This window comes from Pseudomonas sp. DP-17 (assembly GCF_022380625.1).
In the GTDB taxonomy this organism is placed as follows: domain Bacteria; phylum Pseudomonadota; class Gammaproteobacteria; order Pseudomonadales; family Pseudomonadaceae; genus Pseudomonas; species Pseudomonas nitroreducens_A.
Genome location: NZ_JAKSXG010000015.1, coordinates 67,763 through 83,859, shown reverse-complemented (window position 1 = coordinate 83,859; position 16,097 = coordinate 67,763). Strand labels below are relative to the sequence as shown.

17 protein-coding genes and 1 pseudogene are annotated in these 16,097 nt (G+C 59.2%); 7 read left to right on the top strand and 11 right to left on the bottom strand.

What is annotated here, in order from left to right; all coding sequences use genetic code 11:
• The first annotated feature begins 3 nt into the window (after positions 1-3).
• Positions 4-255 (top strand): outer membrane lipoprotei OprI, encoded by a 252-nt coding sequence (gene oprI / locus MJ122_RS24125; RefSeq protein ID WP_017517003.1) that lies wholly within the window; start codon positions 4-6, stop codon positions 253-255.
• Positions 256-400: 145 nt separating this feature from the next.
• Here oprI and MJ122_RS24120 read toward each other — a convergent pair whose 3' ends face one another.
• The 3 genes from MJ122_RS24120 to MJ122_RS24110 form a co-directional block, all read right to left on the bottom strand.
• Positions 401-1,381, bottom strand: a complete 981-nt coding sequence (locus MJ122_RS24120; protein ID WP_088416980.1) for a L,D-transpeptidase family protein — start codon at positions 1,379-1,381, stop codon at positions 401-403.
• A gap of 73 nt (positions 1,382-1,454) precedes the next feature.
• Positions 1,455-1,733 (bottom strand): hypothetical protein, encoded by a 279-nt coding sequence (locus MJ122_RS24115; RefSeq protein ID WP_017517005.1) that lies wholly within the window; start codon positions 1,731-1,733, stop codon positions 1,455-1,457.
• A gap of 87 nt (positions 1,734-1,820) precedes the next feature.
• Positions 1,821-2,426 (bottom strand): arylesterase, encoded by a 606-nt coding sequence (locus tag MJ122_RS24110; protein WP_239746288.1) that lies wholly within the window; start codon positions 2,424-2,426, stop codon positions 1,821-1,823.
• A gap of 10 nt (positions 2,427-2,436) precedes the next feature.
• Here MJ122_RS24110 and MJ122_RS24105 point away from each other — a divergent pair, with 10 nt between their 5' ends.
• The 3 genes and pseudogenes from MJ122_RS24105 to MJ122_RS24095 form a co-directional block, all read left to right on the top strand.
• Positions 2,437-3,120: an ABC transporter ATP-binding protein gene (locus tag MJ122_RS24105; protein WP_088416978.1), complete on the top strand. Its 684-nt coding sequence runs from the start codon at positions 2,437-2,439 to the stop codon at positions 3,118-3,120.
• Between the two features lie 13 nt (positions 3,121-3,133).
• Positions 3,134-5,635, top strand: a complete 2,502-nt coding sequence (locus MJ122_RS24100) for an ABC transporter permease (protein WP_239746287.1) — start codon at positions 3,134-3,136, stop codon at positions 5,633-5,635.
• Positions 5,636-5,677: 42 nt separating this feature from the next.
• Positions 5,678-5,845 (top strand): annotated as a pseudogene (locus MJ122_RS24095) (transcription elongation factor GreB); the annotation flags it as partial.
• A gap of 96 nt (positions 5,846-5,941) precedes the next feature.
• Here MJ122_RS24095 and greB read toward each other — a convergent pair.
• A complete protein-coding gene (gene greB / locus MJ122_RS24090) occupies positions 5,942-6,409 on the bottom strand; it encodes a transcription elongation factor GreB (protein WP_239746286.1) in 468 nt (155 codons plus the stop codon).
• A 38-nt stretch (positions 6,410-6,447) separates the two neighbouring features.
• Positions 6,448-6,948 carry a hypothetical protein gene (locus MJ122_RS24085; RefSeq protein WP_239746285.1) on the bottom strand — a complete coding sequence of 167 codons (501 nt, stop codon included), beginning with the start codon at positions 6,946-6,948 and terminating at the stop codon, positions 6,448-6,450.
• Positions 6,949-7,139: 191 nt separating this feature from the next.
• Between MJ122_RS24085 and MJ122_RS24080 the strand changes: the two genes are divergently transcribed.
• From MJ122_RS24080 to MJ122_RS24070, 3 genes are read left to right on the top strand one after another with little or no spacing between them, the layout of a single operon-like run.
• Complete coding sequence (locus MJ122_RS24080; protein ID WP_239746284.1) at positions 7,140-7,634, top strand: hypothetical protein; 495 nt, start codon at positions 7,140-7,142, stop codon at positions 7,632-7,634.
• On the top strand, positions 7,631-8,038 hold the full coding sequence (locus tag MJ122_RS24075; RefSeq protein ID WP_169939617.1) for a hypothetical protein: 408 nt from the start codon (positions 7,631-7,633) through the stop codon (positions 8,036-8,038). The genes MJ122_RS24080 and MJ122_RS24075 overlap by 4 nt, the downstream gene beginning before the upstream one ends.
• A 2-nt stretch (positions 8,039-8,040) precedes the next feature.
• Positions 8,041-8,388 (top strand): helix-turn-helix domain-containing protein, encoded by a 348-nt coding sequence (locus tag MJ122_RS24070; protein WP_239746283.1) that lies wholly within the window; start codon positions 8,041-8,043, stop codon positions 8,386-8,388.
• A gap of 1,413 nt (positions 8,389-9,801) precedes the next feature.
• On the opposite strand, the gene MJ122_RS24065 is transcribed toward MJ122_RS24070, so the two are convergent.
• The 6 genes from MJ122_RS24065 to MJ122_RS24040 all read right to left on the bottom strand — a co-directional run bounded on the left by MJ122_RS24065 (position 9,802) and on the right by MJ122_RS24040 (position 16,095).
• The gene (locus MJ122_RS24065) at positions 9,802-10,818 is read right to left on the bottom strand and encodes a hypothetical protein (protein WP_239746282.1); all 1,017 of its coding nucleotides are present in this window, start codon (positions 10,816-10,818) and stop codon (positions 9,802-9,804) included.
• A 127-nt stretch (positions 10,819-10,945) separates the two neighbouring features.
• Positions 10,946-12,613: a DUF6119 family protein gene (locus tag MJ122_RS24060; RefSeq protein ID WP_239746281.1), complete on the bottom strand. Its 1,668-nt coding sequence runs from the start codon at positions 12,611-12,613 to the stop codon at positions 10,946-10,948.
• 162 nt (positions 12,614-12,775) lie between these two features.
• A complete protein-coding gene (locus MJ122_RS24055; protein WP_239746280.1) occupies positions 12,776-13,558 on the bottom strand; it encodes a cyclase family protein in 783 nt (260 codons plus the stop codon).
• The gene (locus MJ122_RS24050) at positions 13,545-14,543 is read right to left on the bottom strand and encodes an NAD-dependent epimerase/dehydratase family protein (RefSeq protein WP_239746279.1); all 999 of its coding nucleotides are present in this window, start codon (positions 14,541-14,543) and stop codon (positions 13,545-13,547) included. Before MJ122_RS24050 ends, MJ122_RS24055 begins: the two co-directional genes overlap by 14 nt.
• Positions 14,534-15,526, bottom strand: a complete 993-nt coding sequence (locus tag MJ122_RS24045; protein ID WP_239746278.1) for a fumarylacetoacetate hydrolase family protein — start codon at positions 15,524-15,526, stop codon at positions 14,534-14,536. Before MJ122_RS24045 ends, MJ122_RS24050 begins: the two co-directional genes overlap by 10 nt.
• Positions 15,523-16,095 (bottom strand): cupin domain-containing protein, encoded by a 573-nt coding sequence (locus MJ122_RS24040; protein WP_239746277.1) that lies wholly within the window; start codon positions 16,093-16,095, stop codon positions 15,523-15,525. The genes MJ122_RS24045 and MJ122_RS24040 overlap by 4 nt, the downstream gene beginning before the upstream one ends.
• Positions 16,096-16,097 lie beyond the last annotated feature (2 nt).

Here is a 16,097-nt window from a genome sequence, read left to right as displayed (position 1 = left end):
ACGATGAACAACGTTCTGAAATTCTCTGCTCTGGCTCTGGCTGCTGTTCTGGCCACCGGTTGCAGCAGCCACTCGAAAGAAACCGAAGCACGTCTGACCGCTACTGAAGACGCCGCTGCTCGCGCTCAAGCCCGTGCCGATGAAGCTTATCGCAAGGCTGACGAAGCTCTGGCCGCCGCTCAGAAAGCCCAGCAGACCGCTGACGAGGCTAACGAGCGCGCCCTGCGTATGCTGGACAAAGCCAGCCGCAAGTAATAGATCTTCGGATCTGTTCGAAAAAACCGACCCTTCGGGGTCGGTTTTTTTATGCCCGCAGCCTTGTCTCCACGACAATGCAGCGGACACTAAAAAGCCCGCTCGACCGGTGACGGTCGGCGGGCTTTCCAGTGCGCGCTACATGTTACTGCAGCGGCATGGCGTCCTGATCGACAGTGGCGGCAACCGAACCGCCCTGCACTGGCTGCGGCTGGGCAATGGCAACCGGCAGGCCATCTTCCGCGGCGACCACTTCGCGCACTACGTTCCAGTCCATCTGCATCTGGCTGGCGATGTCCTCGCGCTTGAGCAGGGCATTGATCACCGCGGTGTGCTTGTCGACCACGGACGGATCACCGTTATCGTCGATCGGCGCATGGGCTTCGAGATAGATCTTGCCTTCGCTGCGGCCGAACTTGTACGGCTCGTTGATGATGCGCACCTTGGTGCCCACCGGAATCATCGAGAACAGCTGGGTCACGTCCCAGTTGTACATGCGGAAGCAACCGTGGCTGGTGCGGGTACCGATGCCGAACTTCTTGTTCGAGCCATGGATCAGGTAGCCGTGGAAGCCCAGGCTCATCTTGTACGGACCCAGCGGGTTGTCCGGACCCGGCGGCACCACGCTCGGCAGCGGGTCGCCGTCGGCGGCATGCTCGGCGCGGATCGAGGCCGGCGGGTACCAGGCCGGGTCCTTGGTCTTGGCGATCACGCTGGTGCTGCCCACCGGCGAACCCCAGCCTTCACGACCGATACCCAGGGCGTAGGTGTAGACGACGTTCTTGTCCTTGGGGAAGTAGTACAGGCGGTACTCGGCGAGGTTGATCACCACGCCTTCGCGCGGACCGGCCGGCAGGACGAAACGGGTCGGGATGATGATCTCGGTACCCACGCCCGGCAGCCAGGCATCGACGCCCGGGTTGGCGGCGATCATCTCGGAGTAGCCGAGACCGTATTTCTCGCCGAGGTCGGCAAAGGTGTCTTCGTACTTGGCCTTGATCACCTGGACCTGGCCGACGATATCGTCGCCCGGCGCCGGCAGCGGCAATTCAATGGCGGAAACGGGGCCGGCCGAGAGCAGCGCGGCGAGGGACAGCGAGCAGGCGGCAATGACGCGCGACAACATCCGAGGATCCTTGACGTGGGCAATGGGCAAAGGATGACCAGTTTACCACTGCAAGCCCCGTCAACGGGAGATATCAGACGAGCCAGGAACTGCGCGCGCCGCGCTTTTCCTCTTCGAGTTGTTTCAGGCATGCCGCGCAGATACGCCGATCGCGCAGCAGCGGCTTCTCGGCTCCACGCCACATCGGCTGCGCCGGCAGCAGGCTGCCGCACAGCGTGCGGTCGGCCGGCGTACCCAGCTCCAGCTGGCGCGCGACCAGATGCACCCGGACCTCGCGGCAGGCGAACAGATCCAGCTGTTCATCGGGTTCGATCAACTGGTAGGCGAAGAGGGTCCAGGCGGGGCGCGACATAGGGGGTTCCAGAAGGGTGCGCAAACATAGCCGAAAGGCCGGGCGCGGGGAAGCCTCGATTCCGTGGTTTATCAGAGCATCGACTGATCAGAGTAGCGGCTTGAGTGTCGGCCACACGTTGTCGAGCAGTTTAGGCTGCGCGACCACAGCCGGATGGATGCCGTCGGCCTGCATCATGTCCTGCACGCCCCCTACCCCCTCGAGGAAGAACGGCACCAACGCAACCTTCTGCTCGCTCGCCACGCTCTCGAAGACCCTGGCAAAAGCCTCGGTGTAGCGCTGCCCGTAATTGGGCGGCAGGCGCATGCCGAGCAGGATCACCCGGGCGCCCGCCTTCTGCGATTGCTGAACCATGCCGCTAAGATTCTGTTGCAATTGCGCCGGGGCCATTCCACGCAGGCCGTCATTGCCACCCAGTTCGATCACCACCAGCTTCGGTTTCTGCTCCGAAAGCAGCGCCGGCAGCCGCGCGAGGCCTCCCGCCGTGGTGTCGCCGGAGATCGACGCATTCACCACCTCGTAGTCGAAACCCTGCTCCTTCAGGCGCTTGTCCAGCAGGTTGACCCACCCCAGGCTGGTATCCAGCCCCAAACCGGCGCTGATACTATCGCCGACGACCAACAGCGTCTGCGCCGCGGCCTGCTGCGTGATCAGAAGCAACGCCAGGCAGCCGCCCATTAGCCATGCACGCATCGGATTCTCCATGAGCGAACGCATTCTCACCGCGCGGAACCTTAGCAAGGTTGTTTCCAGCGCGGAAGGCAAGCTGACCATCCTCCACGATCTCTCCCTCGACCTCGCCCGCGGCGACAGCCTCGCCATCGTCGGCAGCTCCGGCTCGGGAAAGTCCACCCTCCTGGGCCTGCTCGCCGGGCTCGACCTGCCCAGCGGCGGCGAGATCGTCCTGCTCGGGCACACCCTCGGCAGCCTCGACGAGGACCAGCGCGCGCGGGTACGCGCCGCCCACGTCGGCTTCGTCTTCCAGTCCTTCCAGTTGCTCGACAGCCTCAATGCGCTGGAAAACGTCATGCTGCCGCTGGAGCTGGATGGCCGCAAGGACGCCGAGCCGCGCGCCCGAGAGCTGCTGGACCGGGTCGGCCTCGGCCAGCGCCTGACCCACTACCCGCGCCAGCTCTCCGGGGGCGAGCAGCAGCGTGTCGCCATTGCCCGCGCCTTCGCCGCCGAACCGGACGTCCTGTTCGCCGACGAACCCACCGGCAACCTCGACACCCACACCGGCGAGCGCATCAGCGACCTGCTCTTCGAGCTGAACCGCGAGCGCGGCACCACCCTGATCCTGGTGACCCATGACGAGCGCCTCGCCCACCGCTGCCAGCGCCACATCCGCCTGGAAAGCGGCCACCTGATCGACCACGTCGAACCCTGACGGACGAGAGCCGATGAAGCCACTGTCGCTGCCCAACCTGTTTCGCCTGTCCCTGCGCCAGCTGTGGCGCGAGGGCCGCAGCGGCGAACTGCGCGTGCTGTTCTTCGCCCTGCTGGTGGCAGTGGCCGCCAGCTCCGCGATCGGCTATTTCAGCGCCCGCCTGAACGGCGCCATGCTGGTCCGCGCCGCCGAATTCCTCGGCGCGGACCTGGTACTCAGCGGCACCCAGCCGGCGCAGCGGGAACAGATCGATCGCGGCCTCCAGCTCGGCTTGCAGCACGCCCAGAGCGTGGAATTTTCCAGCGTGGTGGCCACCGACAACGGCATCCAGCTGAGCAGCGTGAAAGCGGTCGGCGACAGCTATCCGCTGCGCGGCGAACTGAAGAGCGCGCCGGCGCCCTTGCAGCCGGAAGTCGAGGGCGGCCGACCGGCACCGGGCGATATCTGGGTCGAATCGCGCCTGCTGGCCAGCCTCGACCTGAAGATCGGCGACAGCGTCGACATCGGCCGCAAGTCCTTGCGCATCGCCCGCGTACTGACCTATGAACCGGACCGCGCCGGCGACTTCTACAGCCTCACCCCGCGCGTGATGATGAGCCTGCACGACCTGGACGCCACCGGTGTGGTACAGCCCGGCAGCCGGGTGCGCTATCGCGACCTCTGGGGCGGTGCGCACGACGCCCTGCAAAGCTACCGGCAGGCGACCCAGGGCAACCTTGCCGCCAACCAGGAACTGCAGGACGCCCATCACGGCAACCGGCAGATCGGCGATGCCCTGGGGCGTGCCGAGCGCTACCTGAACCTCGCCAGCCTTGCCGCCGTGCTGCTCGCCGGCGTGGCCGTGGCGCTATCGGCCAACCGCTTCGCCACCCGCCGCTTCGACGCCAGCGCGCTGCTGCGCTGCCTGGGCCTGTCGCGCCGCGAAGCGCTCCTGCTGTATGGCAGTCAACTGCTCACCCTGGGACTGGCTGCCAGTGTCTGCGGCGCCTTCCTCGGCTGGCTTGCGCAGCTCGGCCTGATGCGCCTGCTGAGCAACCTGCTGCCGCCGGAAATCCCCGATGCCGGCATTGTCCCCGCACTGGCCGGCATGGCGACCGGCCTGGTCGCGCTGGCGGGTTTCGGCCTGCCGCCGCTCGCCGCCCTCGGCCGCGTACCGCCGCTGCGAGTGCTGCGCAGCGACCTGCTGCCGGTACCGATGCGCACCTGGGCCGCCTACGGCTGCGCCCTGCTCGCCCTCGGCCTGATCATGTGGCGCCTGAGCCTGGACCTGAAACTCACCCTCGCCCTGCTCGGCGGCGGCGCCATTGCCGCGGCGGTCCTCGGCTTCATCCTGCTGCTGGCCTTGCGTGGCCTGCGCCGCGCGCTCCAGGGCGCCAGCCTGCCGTGGCGGCTGGGCCTGGGCCAGCTGCTGCGCTATCCGCTGGCCGCTGCCGGGCAGAGCCTCGCCTTCGGCCTGATCCTGCTGGCCATGGCATTGATCGCGCTGCTGCGCGGCGAGCTGCTGGACACCTGGCATTCCCAGTTGCCGCCCAACGCACCGAACCACTTTGCCCTGAACATCCTGCCGGCCGAGAAAGCGGGTTTCGAGCAGCGCGTGAAGGCGCTCTCGCCCAACGCCGAAGACCTCTATCCGATGGTGCCCGGCCGGCTGGTGGCGGTGAACGGCAAGCCCGTCCAGACACTGAAGGAAGATGTGCGCAGCGAACGCGCCCTGCACCGCGACCTCGGCCTGACCTGGTCGGCGCGCCTGCCCTCGGGCAACCAGATAGTCGCTGGCGACTGGTGGCAGGCCGGCGAGAAGAGCGAGCTGCCCGGCGTCTCGGTAGAAGAGAAGCTCGCCGGCAATCTCGGCCTCAAGGTCGGCGACCACCTGAGCTTCACCGTCGCCGGGCAGACCCGTGAAGCGCAGATCCGCAGCCTGCGCTCGGTGAAGTGGGACAATTTCCAGCCCAACTTCTTCATGGTCTTCGAGCCCGGCACGCTGACCGAGCTGCCGGTGACCTACCTGACCAGCTTTTATCTGCCGGCCAGCCAGGAGCGCCAGTTGATCGAACTGGCCCGCGCCTACCCCACCGTCACCCTGCTGCCGGTGGACGCACTGCTCGCGCAGCTGCGCAGCATCCTCGACCAGGTGACGCTGGCAGTGGAGTACGTGCTGGTGTTCGTTCTTGCCGCCGGCTTTGTGGTGTTGTTCGCGGGCCTGCAGGCGACCCTCGACGAACGCCTGCGCCAGGGTGCGCTGCTGCGTGCACTGGGCGCCGAACGCGGCCTGCTGATGCGCACGCGGCGCAGCGAGTTCGCCCTGCTCGGCGCGGTCAGCGGCCTGCTGGCGGCGCTGGGCTGCGAGCTGATCAGCTACCTGCTCTATCGGCTGGTGTTCGACCTGCCGTGGAGTCCGCATCCCTGGCTGCTGGTGCTACCCGTCCTGGGTGCGTTGCTGGTCGGCGGCGCCGGCTTGCTGGGCACCCGCCGCGCGCTCAACGTGAGCCCATTGCGCCTGCTGCGCGAGAGCTGATCGGGTAGACTGCCCCGATCACTTTTCGTCGCACTGGATGCCATGAGCCGCTATCGTCCGCCCCGCCCCGCCGGTACCCCGCTGATCACTCCCGAAGGCGAAGCGCGCCTGCGCGCCGAACTGCATGAACTGTGGAACGTGCGCAGGCCCCAGGTGACCCAGTCGGTCAGCGAGGCCGCCGCGCAAGGCGACCGTTCGGAGAACGCCGAAAATAATTTAGAACCCCACAAAGTATACTATTTGCCCTGCAGCCCAGTAACCATGCGGGTTTCGAAATAGTATATGTACTATAGAAAATGTACTATTTCAGTACGTGATCGCATTCACCCACCACAAAGTCTCACCTGATGGGGTCGGCACAATAGCCTCGTCTCCTACCTCTTTCTTCAGAAGCGCGCGTGCCATCGGCGAGTCGATCGAGATGTAGTCGTTCCGACCGTAGATCTCGTCGTAGCCCACGATCCTGAATTTCTTGATCTCGCCCGCCTCGTTTTCGACCTCGACCCAGGCTCCAAAGAAGACCTTTCCCTCCTGCTCGGGGGAGTACTCAATCACCCTCACGTCCTCAAGGCGCTTGCGTAGGTATCGCACCCGGCGATCAATCTCGCGAAGCAGCTTCTTGTTGTACTGGTAGTCGGCGTTCTCCGAGCGGTCACCGAGCGATGCAGCCCAGGTGACCTTCTTGGTCGTGTCAGGGCGCTTCTCGCGCCAGAGGTAGTCGAGCTCCTTTTTGAGAGCTTCGTGCCCTTCCTTCGTAATGATGTTGGTGCTCACGAAGAGATACCCACGTGTGATTCCTATACGGCCAGTTGCTAGACAGTCCCCAGGGTACCCTTGCTGGGCTCAGCAGGAGTTGCATCCTCGACGTCAGAAGCGCCCTGCTTCTTAGAAGAAGAACGCGCGCCTGGCTTCTTGGCTGATGCCTTGGTGGCTGAAGTCTTCTTCAGCTTGCCTCTCTTCTTTAGCCACTGCACGGCGTCAGCAACATCCTCTGCGCGATTACGCGCGTCCTTACCTACCCCTTCACTTAGAGGCAAAGATGCAAGCCTCGTCACGTCGTTCTGGAGGCCCTCAATGAGGTCGTCAAATCCAACGTCCTCCATCTCGGTGTACATAGCTGCAACCAGAGTCAGCGGATGCAGACCTAGCACAGCGGCCATGCCACCGATTGTGTCGAGTGCGGCTAGCTTCTTACCGCGCTCAACGACAGACGCATAAGACAAGCTGACGACAGGCAGAAAGACCTGCTGAGAAATCCCCTGGATCAATCGAAGCCGACGCAGGCCCAGGCCGAATGCCTCTTTCTCGTTCATCTGATCACCCTCCTCAAAAACGAGGATGAAGACAGAATCAAATCCATCGCACCAGAATCTAAAACACCGCGCGCTTTAGCACCAATTACTCAAGAACATGGTGCCTTAGAAAATTTGCCTGTATTGTTCTGCTCTAAGCCCCGTACCACGCGGGTTTGACAATTTATAGCCTATGTTTCGGAGAGGCTCAGATGTTTAAAACTCACGAAAGCATGTCCGTCCCGATCATGACCACTTTCAGCCATGAACACAGCTATTGGGCCATGGTCGAGCGCGATTCGAAGACGCCCTGGTTCTATGTAACGCTGCGATTTCGAAGGGATGGCCACTTTGTAAGCAGGATCTACATGCCGGACACGGTTCATTTGCTGCTTCAGTTGGTGGATGGTGACACCGAGTCGCTGTTCGTGGACGAGTTGCAGATCGTGACCCCTGCGAAAGTGAACAAAAGGGGGAAGTGGCTGATGGAGCCGCTCGCGAAAGTGGAGCTTGCCCTAGGTGTCGATGACGACGAGATCTTCATCTACACAACGGAGGATGGTCAGGTGTACGTCGATCCTCCTCAGAGCAAGCGATTCGACCATGCGATTGCCCAGCGCACGATGCTGTACTCCCTTGCCGAAGCGAAGAAGCTGGCGTCAGTAGCGTCTCTCCCCTCTCCGAAAAACAAAGGTGCTGACAAATGACCATCCCTGACGGTCTGTCCAAAATCAGCTCGATCATCTATGGCGATGGCACACCAATGACTGGGTGTCAGCTGAGCGATGAGGAGGCTATGCAGTGGGTTCGAGAACGCTACTCGAACATGGAGTACTGCCTAGTGCGCGAGTGGTGTTGGCTGGATATCGACGTTTCTGATGAAGCCCGGGACGGACTGAAGAAGCGGGCCTTGCAGCCCGTGGTTGTGTACGCGAACAACGTTGTTTACGACAGCAGGCGCCGTTGGGATACCGGCTCCTGGGTTAAGACCTCGCTCCTGCATCGATACGACGAGGGCGGAGCGTTCATGACGTTTAACAGCGTTTACGTGCTCCTAGGCGAAGGGACGCGTCAGACCACAACGCCTGAAGCTCTCAGAAGCCTCATTTAGCGATGAAGAAGCTTCGTACAGTGAAAGATCGAGGCGCATTCTATGACGACCTGCTAGCACGTCTCGCGATCGGAGCTCCGGTTGATTTTGGTGCCACTGTCAGGTTGCTACGTAAAAAAGTGACAGGAATGAACCAAGAGGAGTTCGCGATCGCTTGCAGACTTGATGTCACGACGCTCAGGAAGCTCGAACGTAATCAGATCTCCCCCGATTTGATTCTGCTCGGAAGCATCCTGAGTCTCTTCGGGCTTCAGCTGAGCATCATCAAGCAAGATCGACGAGCCTGGCGTTGGTCAGCAGCTGATGGGCAGCTCATCGAGCGCCGTAAAGCAATCAAGAGAGCCGAATGAGGCAGCCAGCGGACGAGCCAAGAAATAAATGCATAGCCCGCTCTTCGAGCGTGAAGTGGCGAGCTATGTAATGCCCAAGCCGATCCAACGCGCTACTGCTCCAGCCTTCCTCCAGGTAGAAAATTAGCTATCCCGAAGAGCCTGCAATCTCTGCGCTGGAGCACACCAAACAAGCCCGGCATCATCTCGCCTCAAAGGGCTTCAGACGGCACTGATCAGGCACTGTGTGTAAACCGCCTGATATATACCAAAATGCCCCATGCCCTGACCAAACTCCCGCCCAAGCTTCACTATCGACAAGCTGCTCATGGAAGATCAGCCTCACTCTGGGTCTAAGAAAAAACTGCCACGAGCATCATTCCTAGGGTATAAGCGTCCTTGCAGAACAGCAAGGAATCAACACGAATGGATACTCGCCTTAAACTCCGCCGCAGTCTATCTGAAGGACTTTCCTCTTGGCTCACGTTCGAACGCCATTGTGGTCGTGAAGGCCTATTTAGCGAGCGCTACTTAGCCCTTCCGATATCTCAGATATTATCAAACCACTTTAACGGCCACGTGGAGGGAGAGCACAATCATCCCGTACTATCAACTCAAGGACGAAGAGGAAGGCCCCCGCAGCTAGATTTCATCGTAAAGAAAGATGATAAAATTTCGTTAGTTGTTGAAAGCAAATGGGCAGGAGCAACCGGAATCTCAGTCACTGACATAGTTTGGGACTGTGTTCGACTGGAGCTTGCGGCACATCATTACGGTTGTGATGGTGTATTCATCTTAGCCGGGCAGAAAGATAAAGTTGAAAAGCTACTAGACTCCCAACCGTACAATCCAAATACGAGCAGAGGGAACCCCTCGCCCATCCTCGGGCTAAATGGCCGAGGAAGATCTTCGGTCAATATACAGTCACCAAGACGAGCTTTTGGCCCAGCCCTGCACGAATATTTGAGATCGTACCCAAAGGTTCAATACCCAAGATCTTTTATATGCGGAATGGGATTACAAGTCCCCAAAGATGCATCTAGCAGCTCGCTCACAGCGGTCATCTGGCATATTCAGCCAGAGCGCAAAGATAAACGTTTTCCATTCTATGCAAGCTGAAGCAAGCTTACTCATATGAGCGCAAAGCGCAGCCGTCCGAGGCAAGAATGAACTTGATGCCGAGACAGCTGGACTATAAGGCTGACATCATGACGGCCGATCCTCGAGAGGACGCTTCTTGAGTTTGCGGAAGAAGCTCTTCTCCACTACCTCGATCTCAAGCGCGTCCCCGATGCTCCATCCCAGATGCTCCAGTATTTCGCTAGGAACCTCCACGACAAGATTGCCGCTACCGCCCCCAGGATCTTGACATACCGCTGTCCAGCTCCTGGGCAAAGTCATCATAGGATCCTCTACTGGGACGGAGTGCCTATCCTATATCCCTCGGAGCACCTCGTTAAGCGCATTTTCATTTTTCGGGAATCGATACTCCCATAACGCATATTCTCCGTCGGCATGGCGAACCAAATCCGCCGATCTAACCACAATAGATCTATTTCCAAACTTCAGCCGGAGACCGTCAATCCAGAATGGATCACTAACGAGACGGACTCCTCGGGGATCTGGTGGATTTGGCACAGCCCTAGGGCAGGTTGCAATGAGCAATTGTGCACCTGCCAAATCTGGGATCGCGAGAATGCGACCGCTTCTATCCTCCCAATCCCCCAGCGCCAAAAAGCCATCCATGTACAGGTCGTTTCTCTTTACATCCAACTTCAGGTCTAAGTGAGTTGGGAATGCAGACCGCACATGGACATCGCCCACTCCCATACCAAACACTGCAAACTGATTGAGCTTTTCTTCCGGGAGAGGATCTTTATAGAACACAAAATCAAAACACATCGGCATCAGTTTTGAACCAACTTCCTCAATGGTTCCAGGAGTCGGATAGAAGCCTCCCTCAGGCTTTATGGTTACGGTCTCAGGAACTGCACGACTGCTCATGAGCGAGGAGTCAGCTACCAAGAAGTCCTTATCCGCATCCCGCTCCTCTCTCGGCTTCTTCAGAAACGCCGACACACTGTCGTATAGATTCTCTCTGTAGAGCTCTACATCAGGATCTCGGGACAGTGCTCTCGCGCGAAATAGAGCGACTGAGAACTCTTGCAAAGGCTGCATACCCTTACTCAGGTCATGCCGTATTCCTTCAAGTCGATTTTCTTCTTGAATGGCCCTATCGGCAGCAGCATTTTTCTCCAATTGTTGTTGATGGGACTCCACAATCTGGGTCACCACCGCGATGATGGTTCCAAAAATCCCCAATGCCAAAGCAGCAATGCCTTTTTTACTAACCTTGCCCTGACTGTTTCTCAGTGTGAGATAGAGCCCTACTACGGCTAGCAATCCTGGAATCAATTGACCCGTTAGCTTTAACACTTCAAGCAAGGACATCCTTAACCTCACATATCGACAACGACTCGAGCTAAAAGCCCGGCCTGAATGCGAAAGCCGCCAGTCGAGCAATCCTCACCCGGCTAGGTGAACCCAGCAGCTCGGTCGAAACATTCGTCTCGTCTGCTTACTCATCGCCTTCTTGCGCAGCGATCTCACCAGCAGGCTTCTGAATAATCTCCAGCGCCATAGGGAGATCGAGCTGCTCTAAGCGATCCGCGGCTGCCTGCAGACTGACCTTGCTGAAGAAAGGAAGGCCTATGCTTCCATCCTTGTAGGGCTTTCGCATGATTCCATAAACGACGGTGTAGTCCGCGCGCGCAACTCGCCCATGTATAGCAGGCAAAAGGGCTAGCGAGCCAGGGCGACGTTGATTCACCACACGCCGCAGCTTTTTCCTGAACTCCGGATCGCTCACCAATGATTCAGCACTGACGATGCCTTGCGCCCAAAGGTGACTAATCGGCCCAGAAGAGTGGCCATCTTTTAGATGGATGAACTCCTTGGCATCCGACAGGAAATCGCAAGGTTCAATGTTCGCATTCCTCACACCGCCTGGGTTGATCTTCACCTGATCCAGGCAGAGCAGATCGGGGCGAGTCTCCTCCAAGTGGGCGATCAGCTCCCGCTCGTTGTTACAGGTAGTTGGCCCGATGATCACGACCTTCGGAATCTGCTCGTACCGCGCCTCAATCTGCTCCTTGAACCCCTGCTCGATGCGGTACCAATTGCCGGAGAAGAGGACGTAGCTGCTCTCCTGACCGCTATCCTCCAGGGTCGTTTCGAATGTGAAGCAGTTGTAAACCCTCCAACCTACGTTGAAGGTCTCAGAGGTTCCCGTCTTGGCTTTGATGTAGTGCTTTTCGCGAACCTCATCAATCCCACCCCTGAAGTCGCAGCGATTCAGCTCCGCCACGTAGTCTTCGATGGAAAGGCTGTGGAACGTAGCGCCACTGCCGCCAAAGCCGTTGTAGTGAAGGAGGCAGCCCTCTTCGTAATCCACCACTTCGGGAGGCGCCATATGCAAGTCGCTTTCACCGCCGGCGCGAAGAGTCTGCAGGGCTTCAAAAAGACGATCGTTCAGAACCTGAATCGTGTCGTTGTCCCTGACCGACTGCATGTTGTCGACCCAAGCGAAGTCTTCCTTGTAGGCTTCGGAGACGTAGGCATCGAGGATCTCTTCGCACTTGTCCTGCAAGCCAACTGAGCTGACCCTGCAAGTGATAGAGAGGCTGTCACGACCGGCCAGGAACTTCGCGAAGTCATTATTGGAGGGAGTTCCTCCAGCAACGCGGGCCAGGTCGCGAAGCATGTCGACACCAAAGTCTTGGATGTCGCTGTCCTTGCTTGCCTGCACACGCTTTTGAAAAGTGACCGCATCTGGGGTAGCCAAATCGAGCGTTCGGATGCCGTCCCGCGGAACCGAATTTAGAGTCACTTTGAGCCCAAAGTGGCGCTCGAAGGCTTCCTCATCGAGCGCAATATGAATGTGCCCAAAGCAGATCGCCATTGTACGGCCACGTACTGGGAGAACTAAAACAGCCCCTGCCCCGCTGGAGATGATTTCATCGGGGTGTTCCACCATGTGCTCTTCAATAAAGGGAAGCCACGACGGGGGCTTTGTGTAGAGCTGGCCTACAAACAGCACCGCGCCTTCAATGCTCGTCCAGCTGTACTGTCGAATCGAGCCTTTCCCACCATCAGGTGCGTAGGCGATCTTGAGAACAGAATCTGGCGCCCGCCCCTCCTTCAAAAGGCGTACGGAAAGCGTCCTTGTCGTCTCCTGGTTGGGCATCGCGTCTCTCCATGAGCAAAACACGTCCTACCAACACGCTAACCGAGTATAGCCATCCTCCAAACCGGCAGACTTTGCCTGATAGCCCGCCAACAGCAACTCGCACAGCTGGGTTGCTATACGTGGGAGGAAGGCTCGGTTTTATTTACCGAGCCGACCGACTCACTCAAACAAGGCCACGGCGCGCACGAACCCCGCGGAGGCGTGACGGATCTTGTAAGGGAAGCACGATACCCAGAACCCACTGGCAGGAAGCTGGTCGAGATTTGCCAGTTTTTCCATTTGCCCGTAACCGATATCGCGACCGGCTTTGTGCCCTTCCCAGATGATCGAAGCATCACCTGATTCAGCGAATCGCTCACGCGTGTATTTGAAGGGTGCGTCCCAGCTCCAGGCGTCGGTACCGACGACTCGTACTCCACGCTCCAGCAGATAGAGAGTCGCTTCGCGCCCCATTCCTACGCCGGCATCAAGGTAGCCGGGTTGCCCAAAGAGGCTGCCGGCTCGCGTGTTGATCATCACGATTTCCAGTGGTTTGAGCTCGTGACCGATACGCTGCAACTCGGCTTCCACCTCGGCGGCAGTCACTACATGACCGTCGGGGAAACCCCGGAAATCCAGCTTCACACCAGGTTGAAGGCACCACTCCAGCGGCAGCTCATCAATGCCAAATGCAGGCTTACCGCCGTCAGTGGTGGAAGCGTAGTGCCAAGGCGCATCCATGTGGGTTCCACTGTGCGTAGTGATGGTCAGGCGCTCAGCCGCCCAAGACTCATCACCCGGCAGATCTTCCTTACGAAGGCCTGGGAACATCGCAGCCATCTCTGGCCAGCCTTCCTGGTGATCCATGTAATCGATCTTGGGCAACAGTGGCGGCGGATCCGTGTACGGATTGTTGTCGAGAGAAACCGACAGATCGAGCATGCGGCACTTACTGAGATTCATTGGTAGCAACTCCTGTCTTGGAGGTGGTCGAGCGACTGCGACGGGGGGCGGCTGGCAGAGAGTTCCGCAACAGGGCCGCCGCGGAACCGTCATGACAGAAACCGATAGCTCGTGCTCGGGGCGTTCTAAGTTGCGGCTGGCGACCGAACAAGCTTTCCAACTGAGCGTCAGGCTTGAATTCAATCCGCTCCCCATTGGCCTCGCCAAAGCGCACAGCCAACGCATCTAGAAGTTGAGCGATCGAAAGCTGCAGAACAGGCAACTGCCAAACCCGCTCTTCCGACAGATGCTTGAGCTCCGCTGCATGCAAAAGGTTGTCTACGCAGCAGCGTGCAGACATCCACCATGCCGTGGCCTCGGGCGAGACGGGACATTCGTAAGAGGCCCCCGCGGAATAGGCATGCATGAGATCGCTCATGAACGCAGACTTCAGCCCATTTGGCTCTCTTGGACGCGCAACGATGCCGGGGAGCCGCAGCGCTCTCCCATCGACCTCTCCGCGACGGGCCAGGTCTTCAATCGCGATCTCAATCATGCGTTTGTGGGATGCATACGAAAGCTGAGGATGAGGTGGTTGCGACTCATCCATTCGCACAGGTAGCTCACCGCCATACACGGCAACGCTGCTTGCGTACACCAGAACCGGAGGGCGAGCGCTGTTACGCAGTTGATGCAGTAGCTCCAGACTGGCCAGCAGATTGACCTGGTAGCCCAAGTCGTAGTCCGCCTCTGCAGCACCGCCAGGAATACTCACCAAATGGAAGACCACATCAATGCCGTCGGCCAACGCCCTGCGTAGCAAAGCAGGGTCGGTTACGCTTCCATAATGACGTCGCAGACGAGAGTCGTCCGGTAGTCCTTCAAGCTTCTGGTCTAGCAGCAGTAGCGCGTCGATCTTGCGTCCGCGGATCACTCCTTGAGCGAGCAAGCGGGCCACCAGTTCACGACCGACGAAACCGTTGGCCCCGGTGACCATCACTCGCATGGCCATCCTCCCTGCACCACGCGCTGATCAATGGCTCCAAAAAGCACTTCCCCCTGCGGGCCGCGGGCCTCCATGCGCACTCTGTCGCCAAAACGCATGAAGCCAGTGGTGGGGGCGCCATCAGCAATGGTCTCGATTGCACGCCGTTCAGCGATGCATGCAGACCCTACGGAACGATCGGCGTTTGACACAGTTCCCGAGCCAATCATTGTTCCAGCGCTAAGTTTGCGAGTCAGGGCAGCATGAGCGATCAGCTGATGGAAGCCGAAGTGCATAGCACCACCATGCGGGTGACCAAACCACTCCCCATTCCACTCGACATTCAACGGGAGATGTACCCTTCCCCCTCGCCAGGCTTCCCCCAATTCATCAGGGGTGACTGCTACTGGAGCAAAGCTGCTGGAAGGCTTGGCCTGAAGGAAGCCAAAGCCAGTCCTCATCTCACGTGGCGCGAGCGCTCGCAGACTCACGTCATTGAGTTGCAGCACAAGACGTACATGCCCCAGAGCTTCTTCTGCCGGGCAGCCCATGGGGACTTCGTCCAAAAGGACAGCAAATTCCCCTTCGAAATCGATGCCATGGGCTTCGGTGGGTAGCGGGATGTCTGCCCGAGGGCCGATGAAGTCGTCGCCAGCTCCCTGGTAGATCAGTGGAGTGCTTTCGATTCCCTCAATGGGTTCCAGGTTGAATGCTTTCTGCATTAGCTCCCCGTGGCTGAGGAAGCATGAGCCGTCCAACCATTGCCAGGCACGCGGTAGTGGAGCCGCAAGTCGATCAATCGATAGAGCAAAGGCACCAGCGACTTCCCCAGCGTTCAGACGCCGGTAAAGATTCTCGAGATCGGCTTCTACAAGATCCCAGCTATCAAGCGCGGCCTGTAGAGTGGCAGCAATACCGCTGGCATCGACCGCGTATTGGAGATTGCGGGAAACTACGAGCAGACAACCATCGCGACTTCCGTCATTCAGCGTAGCGAGCTTCATGGCAGCAGCTCCTTCAGGTCAGGTGCGTAACGTCCGTCAAGCAGGATGAACACCATCCGAGCCATTTCCTCGGTACGGTTACTCCAGGCATGGTTAGTTCCGCGCTGGACAACAATGTCACCCCGTTTTAGATGCACCTCCTCCTCGTCGAGTACGAGCCATACCTCGCCCTCGGTCACGATGCCGTAATCGAGCGTTTCGGTGCGGTGCATGAGTTTGTGCTTCGAGTCCGTCTTGCCCGTACCGGCGTGCGACTCACCAATTTCTGCAAATGCTGCTGCAGCATCCTCAGCGCTGACTTGGTTCTGAACGCTGTCTGGCGGAATGTCGACCACCCGAATCACACTTCCCAAATGCCCAGGGCTCAGCTGCAGCGGCTGGGAAGTCGGATCATCTGCGTTATCCAACGGAGCTGGCGAGGTGGGGCTATTCCAAACCTCATAGAAGACGGTTCCCGGGATGGCTTTGAGTGGGAAGTTATTTGGGGTAGCACCGCTGCTCGCGGTCACTGCCTGGCCTTTCGAGTCATGGCCAGTAACTACGCGTTTGAAGGTGGGAAGCTGTTGCATGT

Excerpts from the sequence above, each read along its gene's own strand:
- MJ122_RS24075 (WP_169939617.1), top strand. The coding sequence starts at position 7,631 with ATGACCATCCCTGACGGTCTGTCCAAAATCAGCTCGATCATCTATGGC.
- MJ122_RS24065 (WP_239746282.1), bottom strand. The coding sequence starts at position 10,818 with ATGTCCTTGCTTGAAGTGTTAAAGCTAACGGGTCAATTGATTCCAGGA.
- MJ122_RS24060 (WP_239746281.1), bottom strand. The coding sequence starts at position 12,613 with ATGCCCAACCAGGAGACGACAAGGACGCTTTCCGTACGCCTTTTGAAG.
- MJ122_RS24050 (WP_239746279.1), bottom strand. The coding sequence starts at position 14,543 with ATGCGAGTGATGGTCACCGGGGCCAACGGTTTCGTCGGTCGTGAACTG.
- MJ122_RS24040 (WP_239746277.1), bottom strand. The coding sequence starts at position 16,095 with ATGCAACAGCTTCCCACCTTCAAACGCGTAGTTACTGGCCATGACTCG.
- MJ122_RS24085 (WP_239746285.1), bottom strand. The coding sequence starts at position 6,948 with ATGAACGAGAAAGAGGCATTCGGCCTGGGCCTGCGTCGGCTTCGATTG.
- MJ122_RS24080 (WP_239746284.1), top strand. The coding sequence starts at position 7,140 with ATGTTTAAAACTCACGAAAGCATGTCCGTCCCGATCATGACCACTTTC.
- MJ122_RS24110 (WP_239746288.1), bottom strand. The coding sequence starts at position 2,426 with ATGCGTGCATGGCTAATGGGCGGCTGCCTGGCGTTGCTTCTGATCACG.
- MJ122_RS24070 (WP_239746283.1), top strand. The coding sequence starts at position 8,041 with ATGAAGAAGCTTCGTACAGTGAAAGATCGAGGCGCATTCTATGACGAC.
- oprI (WP_017517003.1), top strand. The coding sequence starts at position 4 with ATGAACAACGTTCTGAAATTCTCTGCTCTGGCTCTGGCTGCTGTTCTG.
- MJ122_RS24120 (WP_088416980.1), bottom strand. The coding sequence starts at position 1,381 with ATGTTGTCGCGCGTCATTGCCGCCTGCTCGCTGTCCCTCGCCGCGCTG.
- MJ122_RS24115 (WP_017517005.1), bottom strand. The coding sequence starts at position 1,733 with ATGTCGCGCCCCGCCTGGACCCTCTTCGCCTACCAGTTGATCGAACCC.
- MJ122_RS24055 (WP_239746280.1), bottom strand. The coding sequence starts at position 13,558 with ATGAATCTCAGTAAGTGCCGCATGCTCGATCTGTCGGTTTCTCTCGAC.
- MJ122_RS24105 (WP_088416978.1), top strand. The coding sequence starts at position 2,437 with ATGAGCGAACGCATTCTCACCGCGCGGAACCTTAGCAAGGTTGTTTCC.
- MJ122_RS24045 (WP_239746278.1), bottom strand. The coding sequence starts at position 15,526 with ATGAAGCTCGCTACGCTGAATGACGGAAGTCGCGATGGTTGTCTGCTC.
- MJ122_RS24100 (WP_239746287.1), top strand. The coding sequence starts at position 3,134 with ATGAAGCCACTGTCGCTGCCCAACCTGTTTCGCCTGTCCCTGCGCCAG.